This window comes from Neisseria sp. HMSC069H12 (assembly GCF_001812735.1).
Classification (GTDB): Bacteria; Pseudomonadota; Gammaproteobacteria; order Burkholderiales; family Neisseriaceae; genus Neisseria; species Neisseria subflava.
This window is the reverse complement of record NZ_KV810272.1, coordinates 6,788-8,348: the sequence shown is the minus strand read 5'-3', so window position 1 is coordinate 8,348 and position 1,561 is coordinate 6,788. Positions and strand designations below refer to the sequence as shown.

Sequence of the window (1,561 nt, the reverse complement as noted above, 5' to 3'; positions counted from 1 at the left end):
GTCATCGGTTTCATCAAATTTCCCTTCTTGGGACAATAAAAAGGTCGTCTGAAAACAATTCTGACAAACTTGCAAAATGGTTTTCAGACGACCTTCATTATAATGGAAATAGTAGATTTGAAAATGGATAACGGACAAACGGCAAATTTTGGGACAGCGCGGAAATTGTAGGCATCTACTGCAAGGTCAGCCTGTTGTTGTTTAGTAATGTTACTCATAATTAAATCTCCTCGAGCATAAGAGTAATACTAAATAATCCTGTAGGAAATCATTGCGTTGTTTACACCACAGGTTGAGAAAAATAAGCCTGCAAAACCTCAAACGGCGTATCGCCGTTCAAACTGCGGTGCGGCTTCATTTGATAGATCTTTACTATTCATATAAACATCCTTATTAGACTTTCTATTTTTACTTAGTTAAAGTATCTGATTTGATATATTTTTCACCAACCAATTTATATCTAACCAGTTTTTTATCTTTAAAAATAAAATATTCCTCCTCCTTATCATAGTTAGGACATATAGCTCGCCAATCTGAGTTTATATTGCAATATCGGACATAAAGTTTATTTCCCTTAATAATGCCTTTTAATTTTCCCGTGTCACCCATTCCCTGCGGAGAACCTTCTGCCCACTCTCCTACTATCATATTTCCACGTTGTTTAAATATAAAATTTCCTATATATTCACGAGAGTCATTTGTTGTGTGATAGTACCATTCGCCTGAAAAATCAGGTTTTTTCCCTAAGGTAGGTAATGAGAAAGCAGACAATAATGTTATTAATAATAATTTTCTAAAATATTTCATACGCTTCCTTTCAAAAATAATTCAATACTTTCAAATAATACTACACCCAGCCAAATAAAACTTACCGATAATCATCAGGGCAAGTAAAATCTTACACTCATCTTTTTTTACGTCGGTTTATACACCATAATACGACAGCCCATAATATCAGTATGCCTACATATATCGGCCAGAAAATAGATAAAATCAGCCATTCGTAAGCAGAACCATATAACGTTTTAAATCCCAATGGTGCTTCTGCCTCTATCATCACAATTTTATTTATAACCATTGGATTGACGCTTTCTACTTTAACATTCCAAATGTTTTTTCCTGATTTTTCTGCGAGTTTAATACAATTTTCTGCTTCAGACAGATTTCTCCAAACTGATTCTGTGCTATACGCAAACCCATCATCTACAGCCTTCAGAAGACAAATTGAACTATTATTTAGCGAAACAGCAAGCACTACACTTTTTCCCTTGCATATAAAGTCCCCCGTCTCATCTGAACGATTGCAATATGCGAAATCTTTATCTGTTTCTTCATTTAAGCCACTTCTACGATAACGTAACTTTAATGGCGTAATTTCACTGTCAAAAGGTCGCCAAACCTGCCATTTCACTTCCTGCCCGGGAGTCAGTTTTAATTGTGTACCCGATAAAGAAGAAGACAGCACACTCAAACACATAAATACGGCAAACAGCAATGCTGCCAAACACCAAATCTTCCAGCCTAAAGTTATTTTGAATTTCACATTTATTTCCTTTATTAT

At 35.0% G+C, this 1,561-nt stretch carries 2 protein-coding genes and 1 pseudogene; all 3 read right to left on the bottom strand.

Annotation, left to right across the window (positions count from 1 at the left end; genetic code table 11):
* Positions 1-280 precede the first annotated feature (280 nt).
* A pseudogene (locus HMPREF2872_RS12130) lies at positions 281-358 on the bottom strand (IS481 family transposase); the annotation flags it as partial.
* A gap of 50 nt (positions 359-408) precedes the next feature.
* Positions 409-807: a hypothetical protein gene (locus tag HMPREF2872_RS05665; RefSeq protein ID WP_070631912.1), complete on the bottom strand. Its 399-nt coding sequence runs from the start codon at positions 805-807 to the stop codon at positions 409-411.
* 97 nt (positions 808-904) lie between these two features.
* Positions 905-1,561, bottom strand: a 657-nt coding sequence (locus HMPREF2872_RS11760) for a hypothetical protein (protein WP_083311746.1), incomplete at its 5' end; no start/stop codon positions are given.

Bases quoted from the DNA above. Each gene is read 5' to 3' on its own strand.
- HMPREF2872_RS05665 (WP_070631912.1), bottom strand. From the start codon at position 807: ATGAAATATTTTAGAAAATTATTATTAATAACATTATTGTCTGCTTTC.